Genomic DNA, 15,070 nt, shown 5'->3' with positions numbered 1-15,070 from the left:
CACGTGGAGGTTACGTCTTGTTACCCGGACATCTCTCAACCAAACAAATTATCATCCTCAGCTGTTTTACCGTGTACGGTACGATCTTTTTCACGCTGCCGCGCATCTTGGCCCAAGCAGCCGGGCACACTGGCTGGCTCTCCATTCTGATCGGCAGCCTCCTCTCCGTGCCTATGATTTGGCTTATCTCCCGGGTCGGCGGCGCGATGGATGAAAAAAATCTAATCGGCCACGCCTTGCACGTATTCGGCCCGGTTATCGGGCGCCTGTTCGCGCTGCTGCTTTTACTGCCGCTGCTGCTCGTCTCAGCCATGACCGTGCGCATCATCAGCGAGCTCTTCGTGGCCCTGCTGCTCCCGGAAACGCCGCTGGAACTGATCATCCTGATGCTGCTCTTGCTGCGCTGCTACCTGATTAAAGACGGCATGCGGGCTGTCGCCCAATGGGGAGAAATCGTGCTTCCCGGCGTCGTTTTGCTCATGGCCGTGCTCTTCACCCTCTCGCTGAACGATGTGGAACTGCAGCGCATCACGCCTTATTTCACCTCCTCCTTCAGCGACGTATTTCGAGGCTCGCTCGGCATCTGCAGCCTTTTCTCCGAGATGATTTTGCTGCTTTTTATCTATCCGTCAATTAAGCACAAACATCACATGTTCCGGATCATGCTGTGGTGCGTCGTCGTTGTCACGCTGTTGTTCGAGGTTACTTTCTTCCTTACCTTGGGCACATACGGCAGCGCCTACACGCAGCGACTTACATTCCCTGTCGTTGAAATGATCAAAGACATTGACATCTTTGAATTTATCGAGCATCTGGAAAGTCCTTTTATCGCCGCATGGGTATTTATCAATGTCACGAAAGGTAGTTTCACACTCTATGCCAGCTGCGTGGGCTTTCAGGAATGGTTCGGTACACAAACCCACCGCAGTCTGATCGTCCCTATGGCAGTCATCGTCTTCTATTGTGCATTAATTCCGGGCAATATTTATCAGTCCATTGTCGAGTTTGAAGCGGCAAAAGGACTCATTTTCTGCGTCTACGCCTTGGTCATACTTCTCCTGCTTTGGGCAGCCGGCAAACTAAAAACAAGGAGATCTCGGAATGACTGCTCTTCGTAAAACAGTTCTCGGCTTCCTGCTGCCCGCACTCTTGCTCCTGACGACCGGCTGTTGGAATCGGCACGAAGCGGATACGGTAGAATACGCCCTGGCCGCCGGCATTGACCTGAACGATAAGGGACAAATCGTCGTTACCGTCCTCACCCCCGTGCTGGAGGCGATGAAACCATCGAACAATCTGAAGGGTGAGCAGAAAAAAACATTAAGCGTCTCGGGCCCAACAACCTTTGAAGCCATTCGTAATTACGTCAAAATTACAGGCAGAAAGCTGTACTGGTCCCACCTTCAAGTGCTGCTCATCGGCGAGAAGGCCGCCAAAATGAACGTCCGGCACTATCTGGACTTCTTCTCATTAGATCCCGAGTTAAGAGGTACAGCCTATATTGCAATCGTCAAAGGAAGAGCCCTGGATCTATTGGAATCAAGCCCTGACATTGCGACCATATCCGCCAATTACTTGCGGGAGTTGATCCAGCATACCGACATGGAAGGCAATTGCGCCAAAGTGCAATTCACCGAATTTGCACGCAAGTTTGCGCAGCCGACCGGCGGTCAACCATTTTCACCGATTGTGCATCTGATCGATCAATCGGACTATGTCAGTCAAATTGTCGGAATAGCGCCTTACCAGGGAAAGGATACGAAGCAGTCCACTTTATTTTACGCAAACGGTACGGGGGTTTTTCGAGACGAGCGGATGGTAGGAACATTATCAGGCAAAGAGACGAGAGGCTTTCTGTGGGTGATGGGGGAACTAAAAAGCGCAATCGTCGCGGTTCCTTGCCCCAATGAAACTAACTGCCACATCTCGTTGGAACTGGTCGACGATTTGAAGACAAAGCGAAAAGTGACTTATGAGGGTGGCAAAGCGAGCATCCATTTGTTTATCAGCGTCGAGTTCAACCTTGGCGACAAATCCGGCACCTCGTTTAAAGTCGACAACGCCACCATCGCCTTCCTGGAGAAGGAATTTGCCAAAAAAATCGAATCTGAGGTCCATCTTGCTTTTCATAAAATCGCGGTCGAGCTGCACTCCGATATTTTCGCCTTCGGCAATACGGTCGAAGACCGCAACCCCAAACTGTGGGAACAAATCAAAGCAGACTGGGAAACCTCCATTTTGCCGAATGCGGAGCTCACATTGGAAGTCGAAGCCAAGATGCGGCGGACCTCACGTACGCTCTACTCGCCTTGGGTGAAATCGAGGGAACGGTAAGCTCATTTTTAGCAAAAAAGGCTTCCCGAGGCCAGGCTCAACGTTAGCCTTGGCAGGGAAGCCTTTCTTATGTCCTCCCCGCAGCAAGCAGGGAATTAATTGAATACGACTGTTTTATTATTGTGTACAATAACCCGGTCATCCACATGCCAGGCGACCGCCCGTGCCAGCACGATGCGCTCGATGTGACGGCCTATCCGCTTCAAGTCCTCGACATTGTCGCGGTGACTTACGCGCTGCACGTCCTGCTCAATGATCGGACCGCCGTCCAGCTCTTCCGTTACGTAGTGCGCGGTAGCGCCGATGATCTTGACGCCACGGTTATGCGCCTGCGCATACGGCTTGCCGCCGACAAACGCCGGCAGGAAGGAGTGATGGATATTAATGATGCGGTTCGCATAATGCTTGATGAACGTCGGCGATACGATCTGCATATAGCGCGCGAGAATAATCGTGTCGACCGTGTCGCCGACTACTTCCAGTTGCTTCTGCTCCGCTTCCGCCTTCGTCGCAGCGGTCACCGGAATGTGGTGATACGGGATGCCGAACGGCTCTACCAACTCGCGCATGTCCGGATGATTGCTGACGACCATCGCGATGTCGGCGTTCAAATCGCCGGCGCGCCAGTGCCACAGCAGCTCCATTAAGGCGTGATCTTCTTTGGAGACAAAGATCGCGATCCGCTTTTTCCGGCTGGCCAGCGAGAGGCTCCACGACATGGACAGCTTGTCCGCGATAACGGAGAAGTCCTGTCTCAACTTCTCGACACGATCGGCCAGGTTCTCAAGATCGAATTCGATCCGAATGAAGAACATGCCGCCTTCCGGGTCCATCGTATATTGATCGGACTGCACGATATTCGCGCCATACTCATACAAAAACTGGGATACCGCTGCTACAATTCCCGGCTGATCCGGGCAAGAAATCAACATTCTCGCTCTATTCTTCCATTCGCTTTCCCTGCGAACAGTGCTGCTATTGCTTCCCACTTCCATGGTTCTCCCCCTAGCTAAACGCGTCTTACGCTTTCTTCAATACATCGCTGCCAGCCAGCCAAACGATCAAACGCTGATTGATCTGCTCTTCGCTCAGATCGGCGAACAGTTGCTCTTCATGCAAAATATCGTACAAACGCTCTAGCGGCTCGCGTCCGTCCGCTTTCTTCGCTTTGGCGTCGTTCTTGAGCAGCTCCCAAGTCTTCACAACGAAATCGCGGAAGTGAATGTCCCGCTTGTTCATGAGGTGCGCGATGCGCTCAACACCGTCCAAGAAATCGCCGCCGAAGCGTCCGCCGAGGTTGCCAGACAGCAGCGCGATCTCTGCTTCGTACATCGGACGCTGCGTCTTGTCTTCCTTGCCGATCCACGGCGTCTCCAGAATCATCGGCAGATGCTGCAGCGACTCGTGGTTTGCCACGTTGTTCATCGCCTCGAAGCCGATCCAGCCCGAGCCGAGCGGCGCATGGCGGTCTTTGGCCGCGCCGCGCGGGTTCTTGCTGTCGTTGAGATGGAGGACAGCCAGCTTCTCAAGCCCAACCGTACGGTCAAAGTGGCGCAGCACACCGTCCAGATCGTTCACAATATCGTAGCCGGCATCGTGCACGTGGCACGTATCCAGGCAGACGGTGAGTTTATTGTTAAACTCGACCTGCTCCATAATTTCCGCGAGTTCCTCGAAGCTGCGGCCGATTTCCGTGCCTTTGCCCGCCATCGTCTCGAGCGCGATGTTCACGTTCGTGTCTTTGACGCCGGCAAGCACTTCATTCAAGCCTTCCGCGATACGCGCAATGCCGTAATCCGAATCCTTATCCGTGTAAGCGCCCGGATGCAGGACGATGTTCTTCACGCCGAGGTAATCCGTGCGGCGAATTTCTTCCTGCAAGAAGCGGACCGCGAGCTCATACGTATCGTCTTTGTAAGAGCCGAGGTTGATAATGTACGGCGCGTGAACGACGATTTCGTTCATCGCATGCTTGTCCATCACCGCTTTGCCTTCTTCGACGTACTGCTCTTCGATCGGCTTGCGGCGCGTATTTTGTGGTGCACCTGTGTATATCATGAAGGTAGAGGAGCCGTAGGAAACGGCTTCTTCGGCTGCATTCAGCAAGCCTTTGTCCGAAAAGGAAACGTGCGAGCCAATTTTGGGCATGGTTCAAAACTCCTTTGTATGTGAGTACTACCTTCCTATTTTACTCGGAATGTCGCAAGAAATCTAGAAATACGCTATAATTCTTAACATATCCTTACACGCTGCTGAGGTGACATCCATATGGCTCACGATACATTCATGATTTTTATCCTGTTCTGGGCGTTCGTTCTCCTGTTCTTCATGGGGGTCGGCGGCTATTTCATGTTTCGCAAATTTCTCAAGGTTCTGCCCAAGGAAGACGGCAAATCCAAGCTGGATTGGCAAAATCATTACGTCGATAGCTCCCGCCATCTGTGGACGGAGGATTCTAAAGATTTCCTCGACAAGCTTGTCTCGCCTGTGCCTACCGCGTTCCGCGACATCGCGAAGCACTCGATCGCCGCGCGAATCGGACAAGTCGCGTTGGAAGCGAACGCAACCGAAGTGACCCGCGCGCACTGCATCGAGGGCTACATTTTGGCGACGCCGCGGCGCGACTATAAGAGCTTGACCTCCTTCCTGGATCGGGAGGAGATCGATTACAGCGCATATCTGCATTTGCTGGGGTAGGGTGGAACAACTCCGGAATACCAAAAAACCAATCCTTTCTTTTGTAGTTAGGATTGGTTTTTGCATTAATTATTTTATAAGTACGCTATCTCACCAAGATCATTCGAATGAAATTTTGTTTTTCCCGCATCAGCGATAATCCCAACTTCTGTTATTCTATCTTCTATACAAGAGCAATATTTGCAATGACATAACGGAATATTCGTTCTATAAAAGCCTGTTCTAAATATGATTTGCGCTTCATTCCTTAGTACTAACAAATTACACTCCAAACAGTAAACCGTAGTAGCTTCATTCATGTAACACGTCAACTCCTTTACCTGTTCTATCACACCGATAGATACATTTTGTACTTATATATATAATATGATACAATATGTATCTAATCAAGTTCTTTTTCAAATATTCTATTATTTTTTTATTGAGGGGGAGCTTTTGCCGTGTTCAAATTGGACTACAAGCATATAAGATACTTACTCTTAGTTATTGCTATTCTCCTTGTTCTTTTTTTAATATACAAATATTTTCATCCAACTCCTACCATCCTCAACGTTAAGGATTTTGGTGCGAAAGGAGATGGTATTAGTGACGATACTCGTTCGATTCAAACAGCTCTTGATGCCGGTACTAAGAAAAAATTAAGTATCTACTTCCCTGCAGGTACTTATATCGTCAATGCCAATGACACTCTTATGATAAAATCAAATACCAGAATGGTTGGTGATGGTTTGAATTCGGTCATTAAAGCCGACAAATCCAAATTTGCATGGAGCCTATTTTACATATCCGGTTCAAACATACAGATTAACCAGATACAATTTGATGGCAATAACACCGTCAACCGCGTGGTGGTCATCCAGCCAGGAAGCTCAAAAGTTCAAATCTCCAATAGTCTAGTCTCCAATGCCTCTCAAAGTGATGACAAGTCCAGCGATTTTTATTCTTCCATTGTTGCTGGCATTCTGATTTATGGGAATACCTATTCAATTGCCATTGATCAAACTGAAATCCAAAACGTAGTTTCTCTTCACCAACTGGATGGAAGCTTAATTGCAAGAGGTATTTACATTACGACTACGCCCGGCGCCTCAGAAAAATCTTCAACAAACCTAAGCATTCAGAACACCACAATTCATGATATTGGTCCTGCCGATGATGGCGATGGTATTTATTACGAGGATCCTCTTCTTAATAAAAATATAATTCAAAATACAAATAGTACTATAAAAAATAATACCTTCTACAATTGTGCAAAAAGGGCAATCAAACTTTACGCAAATGGAATTGAAGTAACGGGAAATCACATTTTGAATAATTATTTAAACAACAATTACTATCAAGGCAAAGATAAAGGCAAGTTAGCCCCCGATATGTATGCAGGAATTAGTGTATATGGAAATAATATCAAGGTAGCAAATAATGTATTGGAAGGAAGAGGAAGCTTTTATTCAGGGATAGAGATTACTTCATCTCAAACAGTTAGGAACATTGAAGTGAGTGCTAATACAATTACAATGGGGACACAAAGCAAAAAAATAGGAACCACATCCATCCGAGTGGGGAACATAGAAGATTTTTCAATTTCATCTAATATCCTGGAGAACGGCGAGCGCGGTATTTGGAATTGGCAGAATGCCACCCGAGGAACTATCACTGAAAATATCATTCATATGCCTGATGGTGGCGGCATCGATCTCACGACCTACTTACCTAACTTCATACAAAATAATATTCGTTGTTCAAATAACAATATTACGGCTAAAACCTTTGCGATTCGTACACCTGAAGGAAACTCATCTATTTATTTAAATAGCTGACAGCACCATAATATCAAAGAAAGAGCCCGTTGCCCGTTTATGGTTAGGGCTTATTTTCACTACATCACTTCTTGCTCGTAATATTCTTTAATTGTCATAAATTGATGATTATTCCGCACGAGCCAGTCTAGGCAGTGAAAGGACATTTTCGATAATCCTTTTGGATGCGAAATAATATTTACAACATCTTGCTCCGAATGTTGAATGATGCGGGATAAGTCTCCGGGAAACATGCGTTCAAGCGATACCATTTCATAGGCAGGTAAAAATCTGTTTACAGAAGATACTGGAATGCCATTTCCATCACCATAAGGGATCAGTTCATTGCGATGTAATTTATTCTTGAACTTTCTTTTTATCTTCGAATAACTGCTGCATCGGAAGGTAGATATCGGTATTTCAATTAAATCTCCATTTTGTTCACTCTTGGTTGGATCTGTATTAAAGCGATAGTAACTCATAGGCTTAACTTCCGAAAAATCGAAACTATGTACGGAGCTGCTTCCCTTCATGTAAGGTGCCACAGAACTATCTACGATCACGCCGCATTCCAGAAAAGATTTCTTTAACTGCTCGAAAGGCTGAATACACCAACCGCCTGCTCGATACGACATCACTTTGTAATCATTCTGGACTTCACCTGCAATTTCTTCTAGAACACGGCAAGACTTACGAAACAAACCTATAATTTCAGATTCATTTAATGCCTGTAAACGGTAACGTTGATAATGCGGGAACTCCCAAGCGCCGTTGACATAAGTGGCATCTAGCCAGTGAGGATGCAAATGCGGCTCAATTCTGCTGCCTGAAAGAACTAATCGCTGTAATTGTGATTTGAGAAGTTCTGCAGTAGGTCTCGTTTCCTCATATTCAAGCAATCTTAAATAATACAAAACATCAACAAAAAAAGTGGCACCAATGTTATGCGTCTCAAAAAATACTAACAAGTCATTTACAGGTTTTTGAATGCAGTACTCAAACGTTCCCGATTTTCTGAAGAAAACTTCATAATCAAATGTTAAAAGTATCTTTTTTTTATTTTCCTTCCGCATAATAATGCTATTCCCCCTGTTCAGTTCCATACAAGTATTAACCAAAAAAGGCATCCAATTGACTTACAATTTGCTGTGATGCATGCCCATTGCCATATAAATCATCTTTATAGCTTGACATTCTTTTTTGATTCATGACTTTGTTTAGATCCATTGTTAATGGGTTCACCAGCGTATTCCACCCTGTCTCCACGGTCTCTTCCCATTCTGTTTCGTCTCTCAATGTGAAACAAGGAACCTTGGCAAAATAAGCTTCTTTTTGCACACCACCAGAATCGGTAATAATTCCTTTTGCCTCCATTTCAAGAATAATCATTTCTAAATAGGACACAGGCTCCATCAATTTAATATGTTTGTGTTTATGGATTTCCTCCATAAGCCCTAATCCCTTGAGAATTTTGTGCGTTCTAGGATGAAGAGGCAAGAGAACAGGAATCTCCAGGCCAAAAAGTGAATTTATAATTGCCTTTAATCTCGTTGGCTGATCCGTGTTCTCAGCTCTATGAATTGTACATAAATAATAGGATCCTTTACTTTGGCCCAAATTACTTACATCAAACTTACTGCGAGCGAGTTCATAATTGTATCGTACTGCATCATACATCACATCACCGCTCAACCGCACATTATGTTTGATATTCTCTAATGCAAGATTATGTACGGCTCTCTCGGTAGGAGCAAAGAGCAAATTTGATAAATGATCCGTCATAACACGGTTTATTTCTTCTGGCATTTGTCTGTTATAACTTCTCAGCCCCGCTTCTATATGAAAAAGAGGAATATGTAACTTACTTGCTGCCAATGCTCCTGCTAGTGTTGAATTGGTATCGCCGTACACTAAAACACCGTCAGGCTTTTCTTTCATTAATATTTCTTCGATTGCCCCCAACATCATCCCCGTTTGTTTACCATGCGTGTGCGAACCAACTTCCAAATTATAATCAGGCCTTGGAATTTGCAGTTCTTCAAAAAATACACCTGACATATTAAAATCATAGTGTTGACCTGTGTTCACTAGGAGCTCTTGATAAGTTTGTCTTAAAACTCTAGAAACCGGCGCGACTTTAATGAATTGTGGTCTAGCCCCAACAATGGTTATCATTTTTTTCATACCCTGCTCCTTACGTCATACATACTTTTGTTTTGCATTCATTACGCATTTAATTTTACTCCTAACTGTATGTCCTCTACTTTAATACCTTTTGATTGCTCCCGATGCAGAACGACAAGAATGGTTTGAAATAAGATTTTTAAATCTAAAACCAGCGAATAGTTTTTGATATACATCAAATCGTACCTCAATTTATCTGACGGCAATGTACTGTAATTTCCCATAACTTGTGCCATTCCTGTAATACCAGGCTTCACCATAAAGCGGTAAGGATACTGTGGTAACTCTTTAGTAAAAGCCTGCGTAAAAAAAGCACGTTCAGGCCTTGGACCCACCAAACTCATTTCTCCTCGAATGACATTAATCAATTGAGGCAATTCATCAATTCTAGTAGCTCTTATGAATGCACCAATCTTCGTGATTCTGGCATCTCTTTCTGTAGCAAGTACAGGACCTGTGTGTTTCTCTGCATTATCTACCATGCTTCGAAACTTTAAGATCTTGAATGGCTTCTCATCTTCTCCAACCCTTTCCTGCAAGAAGAAGGCTTTACCCCGTGATGATAAAGGAATGATGAACATCATCAATAGGAGGATTGGCGAAGTACAGATGAGAAGTGTTATCGAAATAATCAAATCCAAAGCACGTTTCATTGCTTTCTCAAACTGGTTCAAATGCGGAGGTTGAATCGAATAAACGAGCATATCGTCAATTTGCTGGGTTTCTGCACCTAGTATGAAAAGCTCATAGAACTCTGGAATGAGCAAAACTTCTTTGCCTTGCATACCTGCCAATCGTAGCAACTCTTCTTTTATTGCAGGATCAATATCCGGGCTAATGATAAATAAATCACTATCCTGGAAAGCATCTGCTTTAATCTCTATCCCATCTGCTTCTGTCTGAACGACACCGCTCACTTCAAACCATTTTTCTCCTTTGGTTAAAACCTTTTGGATCATACCATTGTCCGGTCTTACATTTTTAACAAAAATAAGCGCTCTTTTTTTACTAAGTTTTTTGGATTGCACTCTGAATAACATGATTCTAATGCCGGTTATCGAAGTGAGTTGGATGATCAGTGCCATGAGAACCATACTAGTAGTCATGCTTAATGCTTTGATACCATATTTTAGCAGCATCCATTCAACAACGATCATCATATGCGCAATGATGACATTGTAGTAATATTTCGAATGCGAGATGCGTCCCGCGAATGCATATAAGTTAAAAAATTGATATGTTAGGATGCACATTAACACAGTCCAAGGGATATAATTCAGGATGTTAGTTAAAGTGGCAGCAGAATCGCTTAATTGGCGACTCACGCTGTAAGCAAGGAGATAACTAATTGCAACCACAATGCAATCCACCAGACAAATGACCCACTTTAATCCCCTAGACCGATTTAAGTTATTCATATGACCAAGCCCTCTCCATGAATTTGCGATGCTGATGCAGCAGGCAGCTTGTTATGAATGAAATAAACTTCATCCAGCATCGCCATAATTTGTTTCAAATCATACTGACTAGCCTGAGCATAGCTATTACGTCCCATCTCTCTACGTAATTCCTGATTCGAATAAAGCAGCTGCAAAGCTTGAATCGTCTCTTGGTCCCCGCCTACTGGCACAACATATCCGTTCACCCCAGAAGACACGAGTTCTCTGCTCCCTCGAACATCGGTAACAACCATGGGCTTACCCGCGGCTAGCGCCTCCAATATCACTTTAGGAAGTCCTTCGCGCCTAGACAATAAGGCAACCGTGTCCGCCAGCTGCATTAAATTAGGAATATCTTTCCTAAACCCTAGGAGGTGTATACAATGTTCCATTTGGAGCTGCTTGACAAGCGATCGGAGATATCCTGACTTGGCTCCCGTACCTACGAGCAAACATTGAACAGGAACACCTTTCTTATGCAACTCATATGCGCTGTATATTAGTTGCTCTTGATTCTTATTGCGATTTAATTCAGCAACACATAGAACGATAAAATCAGTTTTCTTGATTCCCAACTCATCTCTTAAATTGTCTATCACTTGTTCGTTTACACCCCGATAAGCTTGAACATCAACACCGACACCCGGGATATACGCGGCTTTTTTTCGAACTGAAAGTTTGCTAGCCCGCTCATAATCCTCCTGATTAATCGTTACAAGTACATCTGTCCAAAATGCCATTAACCACTCGACTGGATAGTAAAAAAGCCAGTTCACCCAGGAAGCGCCTTTAAAAAAATGAAACCCATGTGCTGTGTAGACGACATTCCTACATCCTGCAAGTTTCGCAGCTATGCGACAAATCACACTAGCATTTGGTGTATGCACATGGATCAGATCATACTGCTCGCGCTTAAACCACTTTGTAAGTGTAATAAGTGCCTTAAGGTTTCGAAGCGCTAGCGGATTCCGACTAAACGATATATCTCGGCATTCAATTGACGATTGTTGTAGGTCGACCTTGCAGTGATCTTGACCACCGTAAGCATGCACAGCATAACCTTGTGATTTCAGCCGTTGGATGAAGGGAATGTGAAATACAGCAAGATGAGAATATACGGTCGCAACATAGGCAACTTTAGGGTTTGTCATTGAATTCCCCTTTCTATTTTTCGATATTGCGTTCTAGTCGATAGCAGTTCACCGTAAATAGACTCCCAGCGCAGGACAATCGCATCAATGTCATACTTGGCTAATACGAACGCACGGCCTTTTTTTCCCATCTCTTCCCGAGCATCCTTCGATAACGACATCATCTTTTGCATGGTTTTCGAAAGATCTGAAGCATCTGCCGGGCGAGCAAGATACCCAGATACGCCGTCTTCCACAACTTCACCATTACCTCCAACATCCGTAGCTACCATTGGAAGCTCACTCGCTGATGCCTCCAGTAATACCATTGGCATGCCTTCCCAAATCGATGAAATCACAAATGCATCTGACGCATTCATTAAACGAGGAATGTCTTTTCGAATACCAAGAAACATAATATGATTTTCCAACTGCAGTGATTGGACATAAGATTCTAGCGTTTCTCGTAGTACCCCCTCGCCAACAATCAGCAGCCTGGCATGCGGATTACACTTCACAACTTCTGCAAATGCTTTGATCATCGTATGATAATCCTTAACCTCAACAAGTCGACCGACGGCCAACCAGATGAATTCTTCCTCAAGTCCCAGCTCACTCCGAATTTCCTTATAGTCCTGTTCATGTTTATTAAATCTTTTCAAATTAATGCCATTGGGTACGAACATTATTTTGTTCGCAGGGCATGCCTTTTTCTTAATGTAACTCTGCACAGCATCTTGACTTACGTTCGTCGTTATTTCACACAAAGCATCCGTCGCTCTGTAGAGCAGCATCCTTGCTTTACCACCTTCATTATTACTATGAGCCGTTGAAACGAGCACTGGTATTTTGACAAATACCCGAGTAACCCTGGCCAGGATGTTGGCATGGATCATATGACTATGTACAATATCAGGCTTGAATCTTTTAATGATTTGTTTCAGTTTTCGGATGGCTCTTGGATCCGGAACCCCTTTCTTCATGTTGAGCGTGAAGAGTTCGATACCAAGTTCATTTAACTCCTCGACATACGCAGAGGGTTTAATCATGGATATGACTTGAACGAGCCAGCCTCTAAGTTGTAAACCTATTGCCAATTGGATTACTTGAGCTTCGGCTCCTGCGTAGTCTAAACCGGTTAAAATAAAGATAATTTTGTCCATGCCTGTCAACATCCTTTTCTTTCGCTTTTGGCGCTAAGGCCAATGCAGTAATTGCAACTAATAAGTATTCATAGTTATAGCCGTAATCTCCACTGAAAAGTGCAGATACCATGCTTTGGATTAGCAATACCAATAACACGCCGCTGAACCTTGCTATATAACAAGAGTAGAGAAAGGCTATCCCCCATAAGGTAATACCAATTAAACCAAGCTCACTCGCAATTTCTAGAATTATGTTGTGAGGATAATAAAATCTGCCCATTAATGAATCCCCGCCTAATCCCGTACCAAAAAAAGGGTGATCGACAAATTTATTTAATGCATTGATCTGCAAATACTTTCGCCCCAGAAAGTTTGCGTCACCCGTTAATTGACTCTGGTTAACCAATACCGTAAAGCGACTTCCTCCAATAACTTCCAGCGCCTGTTCTTTGTAATGCATGGCAACAAAACCGATCACGATAAGGAACAGCAGCGCACCTATCTGGAACGATTTACTTATTCGCAGCTGATCATTCTTGTATTTCTTGTACAGGACATAAATGAGCACAAGCACATTCGCAATGACTAATGCCAGTAATGGCCCTCTAGATTGCGTTGCAATTCCTGAGTAAATTCCAAAACCAATCGTCGCTACTCGTAAGACAAGAGGGATTTGCTTACCCCAAATCGCTATTGTAACTGCACCGAATAGAATACGTGCGTCGAAAATAGGATTACCGCCAGGGAGCGTTAATCGCCCAGGGTATTCTGGCGTATACAGTGCGAATACGTGATGAGTAATCGAGTACGCAAGGCCAAACAGAACTACCGAAGTCCAAGAGAACTTCTTGTATTTCTTGTACACAATAAACGTGTAGATACCAGGTATAATTCCATGAATGAAGAGGATTTGCAGTTTGGAAAAACCTAACTCATCATTGAATGCCCATCCTAACGAAATAATGCTATAACTAAGAAATAGGAACCATAGCAGTAAACCTTTGTTAGTGAATAAACCCTCACTTAGTCTTTTTTTGTGTAGAAATGTTATACCGACAAGAACGAAGGGAAGGGCCAGTAGAAGAAACAGCGAACTACCATGTACATATTTTTTGTATAGAAAACCGATTAAATCGAAAAAGAAACTAAAACCAAAAATCCAACCCGCATCTAGCTTCAGATTCAGCTGCATCACACATTGTAAAAAGAAAACAAATATACAAATACTGAGACAACCCAACATAAGTAATTGAACACTCAATATTGTCACCTTTTCTCTGCAATACTTTTCATATAGGCGATACGAATTGCTTCTTTCTGCTTCGTATCTAAATGCTGAACTGACTCTCTTGGTACTCTTTTACCAGTCCAATACATGGAGAATTCTCTTATTTTATCTAAGTGAGGTACGATATTATCGGATTCATTGGGCAGCTCTAGTATGAATGGGGGGGAGTCATGAAAATCAGTATCCTGATAGCCTACGATAACTGGAATTCCATAAGCTAAGTATTCTCTAACTTTCAATGGAGATGCTTCTTTCATATTCTTTCGATGTAAAGCCAAAGTTCCAATCGCAATGTCTGCTTGCTGTAAAATTGGTTGGTATTGGTCCTTCGTTAATTTTCCGTGAAAGGTCATGTTGGGGGGGCTTTTTTTCATTACATTTTCTGTACCGATCATATCGAACTTCCAGCTTGGCTCGCTTTCTGCCAATAAAATAATTTTATCGATACCATGCCAGATTTGGCCTGCAGATCCAATAAACACTAGTTTGGTCGGCCCATTTTTAGTACTCTCCGTGTGTGGATACTTCTCTAAATCTATGCCATTGCCAATCACAATTTTGCTTTTGACATATCGACTATAATGCCTTTTCTCAGCCAGCTCCTTTGTTACAAAAACGAACCCTTTGCTTACTTTTAAAGCTCTAGTTCGCGTTAGGCGATGATACCAATACCTAACACCTAATATGGATTTCATTTCTGTCAAGTCATTTGAGTTAATCTCAAGAACTGAGGGAAATTTACGCAATAAACGATTTAAATAGGGATAGTAAAGATCAAATCGATGATAAATCGCGTCCGGGCTCCATTGTTCGATTTGGGCTACTAACATTCGAAATTGAGACAATCTACTCCGCCATCCATCGTATTGCTGCATGACGACTTCAATTTGATCGCAGTGCAGATGCCAATCATTGATACTTCTATTGGTGAATATAAATAATTTAACTTCATTCCCCAGCTTTCTCCATTCATTAACTTGAGCGCATATTTTCTTAAAAACCCCGCTCTCAGGGCCTTCATTCCAGTGAAATAAATAAGCTAATTTCATTGTGCACC

13 protein-coding genes are annotated in these 15,070 nt (G+C 43.9%); 4 read left to right on the top strand and 9 right to left on the bottom strand.

Going from position 1 to position 15,070, the window contains the following annotated elements:
• Nucleotides 1–17 precede the first annotated feature (17 nt).
• Together ABE504_RS01975 and ABE504_RS01970 are read left to right on the top strand one after the other, a co-directional pair.
• Complete coding sequence (locus ABE504_RS01975; protein ID WP_430083718.1) at nt 18–1,118, top strand: GerAB/ArcD/ProY family transporter; 1,101 nt, start codon at nt 18–20, stop codon at nt 1,116–1,118.
• The gene (locus ABE504_RS01970; protein WP_430083715.1) at nt 1,102–2,334 is read left to right on the top strand and encodes a Ger(x)C family spore germination protein; all 1,233 of its coding nucleotides are present in this window, start codon (nt 1,102–1,104) and stop codon (nt 2,332–2,334) included. Before ABE504_RS01975 ends, ABE504_RS01970 begins: the two co-directional genes overlap by 17 nt.
• 95 nt (nt 2,335–2,429) lie before the next feature.
• Here ABE504_RS01970 and purU read toward each other — a convergent pair whose 3' ends face one another.
• Both purU and ABE504_RS01960 read right to left on the bottom strand, forming a co-directional pair.
• Nucleotides 2,430–3,329 (bottom strand): formyltetrahydrofolate deformylase, encoded by a 900-nt coding sequence (gene purU / locus ABE504_RS01965; RefSeq protein ID WP_430083712.1) that lies wholly within the window; start codon nt 3,327–3,329, stop codon nt 2,430–2,432.
• Between the two features lie 25 nt (nt 3,330–3,354).
• Complete coding sequence (locus ABE504_RS01960) at nt 3,355–4,482, bottom strand: deoxyribonuclease IV (protein WP_430083709.1); 1,128 nt, start codon at nt 4,480–4,482, stop codon at nt 3,355–3,357.
• 120 nt (nt 4,483–4,602) lie between these two features.
• Between ABE504_RS01960 and ABE504_RS01955 the strand changes: the two genes are divergently transcribed.
• Nucleotides 4,603–5,031, top strand: coding sequence for a DUF2621 family protein (locus ABE504_RS01955; RefSeq protein ID WP_430083706.1), 429 nt, complete (start codon nt 4,603–4,605; stop codon nt 5,029–5,031).
• A gap of 440 nt (nt 5,032–5,471) precedes the next feature.
• Nucleotides 5,472–6,848 carry a glycosyl hydrolase family 28-related protein gene (locus tag ABE504_RS01950; RefSeq protein WP_430083703.1) on the top strand — a complete coding sequence of 459 codons (1,377 nt, stop codon included), beginning with the start codon at nt 5,472–5,474 and terminating at the stop codon, nt 6,846–6,848.
• A gap of 59 nt (nt 6,849–6,907) precedes the next feature.
• On the opposite strand, the gene ABE504_RS01945 is transcribed toward ABE504_RS01950, so the two are convergent.
• Genes ABE504_RS01945 through ABE504_RS01915 form a run of 7 tightly spaced genes read right to left on the bottom strand, consistent with a single transcriptional unit; the run spans nt 6,908 to nt 15,062 of the window.
• Entirely contained in the window at nt 6,908–7,900 is a 993-nt protein-coding gene (locus ABE504_RS01945) for a hypothetical protein (RefSeq protein ID WP_430083701.1), read from the bottom strand.
• A gap of 37 nt (nt 7,901–7,937) precedes the next feature.
• On the bottom strand, nt 7,938–9,011 hold the full coding sequence (gene wecB, locus ABE504_RS01940) for a non-hydrolyzing UDP-N-acetylglucosamine 2-epimerase (RefSeq protein ID WP_430083699.1): 1,074 nt from the start codon (nt 9,009–9,011) through the stop codon (nt 7,938–7,940).
• A gap of 41 nt (nt 9,012–9,052) precedes the next feature.
• Entirely contained in the window at nt 9,053–10,429 is a 1,377-nt protein-coding gene (locus ABE504_RS01935; protein ID WP_430083697.1) for a sugar transferase, read from the bottom strand.
• Nucleotides 10,426–11,601: a glycosyltransferase family 4 protein gene (locus tag ABE504_RS01930; RefSeq protein WP_430083694.1), complete on the bottom strand. Its 1,176-nt coding sequence runs from the start codon at nt 11,599–11,601 to the stop codon at nt 10,426–10,428. The genes ABE504_RS01935 and ABE504_RS01930 overlap by 4 nt, the downstream gene beginning before the upstream one ends.
• Nucleotides 11,598–12,743, bottom strand: coding sequence for a glycosyltransferase (locus tag ABE504_RS01925; protein WP_430083691.1), 1,146 nt, complete (start codon nt 12,741–12,743; stop codon nt 11,598–11,600). The genes ABE504_RS01930 and ABE504_RS01925 overlap by 4 nt, the downstream gene beginning before the upstream one ends.
• A complete protein-coding gene (locus ABE504_RS01920; protein WP_430083688.1) occupies nt 12,655–13,986 on the bottom strand; it encodes an O-antigen ligase family protein in 1,332 nt (443 codons plus the stop codon). The genes ABE504_RS01925 and ABE504_RS01920 overlap by 89 nt, the downstream gene beginning before the upstream one ends.
• Nucleotides 13,987–13,991: 5 nt before the next feature.
• Nucleotides 13,992–15,062: a hypothetical protein gene (locus ABE504_RS01915; RefSeq protein ID WP_430083684.1), complete on the bottom strand. Its 1,071-nt coding sequence runs from the start codon at nt 15,060–15,062 to the stop codon at nt 13,992–13,994.
• Nucleotides 15,063–15,070: the final 8 nt, after the last annotated feature.

Origin of the sequence: Paenibacillus oryzisoli, from assembly GCF_050467285.1 — a bacterium.
GTDB classification, from domain to species: Bacteria; Bacillota; Bacilli; order Paenibacillales; family NBRC-103111; genus Paenibacillus_E; species Paenibacillus_E oryzisoli_A.
Note: the sequence above shows the minus strand (reverse complement) of the source record. Positions and strands in the feature narration are given on the sequence as shown.